This window comes from Desemzia sp. FAM 23989 (assembly GCF_045528345.1).
Lineage (GTDB): Bacteria > Bacillota > Bacilli > Lactobacillales > Carnobacteriaceae > Desemzia.
Genome location: NZ_JBGQQT010000065.1, coordinates 1 through 492, shown reverse-complemented (window position 1 = coordinate 492; position 492 = coordinate 1). Strand labels below are relative to the sequence as shown.

The 492-nt window shown below is 42.7% G+C and carries 2 tRNA genes and 1 rRNA gene; all 3 read left to right on the top strand.

Annotation, left to right across the window (positions count from 1 at the left end):
- Nucleotides 1–66: ribosomal RNA gene (locus ACEN36_RS13060) — 16S ribosomal RNA — on the top strand; the annotation flags it as partial.
- Between the two features lie 108 nt (nucleotides 67–174).
- Nucleotides 175–248, top strand: a tRNA-Ile gene (locus ACEN36_RS13055).
- 26 nt (nucleotides 249–274) lie between these two features.
- Nucleotides 275–347 (top strand) — tRNA-Ala (locus tag ACEN36_RS13050).
- Nucleotides 348–492 lie beyond the last annotated feature (145 nt).

Sequence of the window (492 nt, the reverse complement as noted above, 5' to 3'; positions counted from 1 at the left end):
CAGATAATTGGGGTGAAGTCGTAACAAGGTAGCCGTATCGGAAGGTGCGGCTGGATCACCTCCTTTCTAAGGAATTAACGGAATCCTACACGGTTCGCTTTTACTTTGTTTAGTTTTGAGAGGTTTAATCAATCTTTCAATTTAAACTGCATTCTTTAAATGAAGTGCTGAATTGGGCCTATAGCTCAGCTGGTTAGAGCGCACGCCTGATAAGCGTGAGGTCGATGGTTCGAGTCCATTTAGGCCCATTAAATTTCATTTTAAAGATAAACCCGGGGCCTTAGCTCAGCTGGGAGAGCGCCTGCCTTGCACGCAGGAGGTCAGCGGTTCGATCCCGCTAGGCTCCATTGCAACTTAGTTGCAAATGAATAGTGTTCTTTGAAAACTGGATATTGTCTAATAGAAACATTTAAGTAAGAAACCGAGAAACACACCGCGTTTAAAAGAGTTTTTTAATTGTTCTTATCGCAAGATAAAACAAGCAACTTCGGT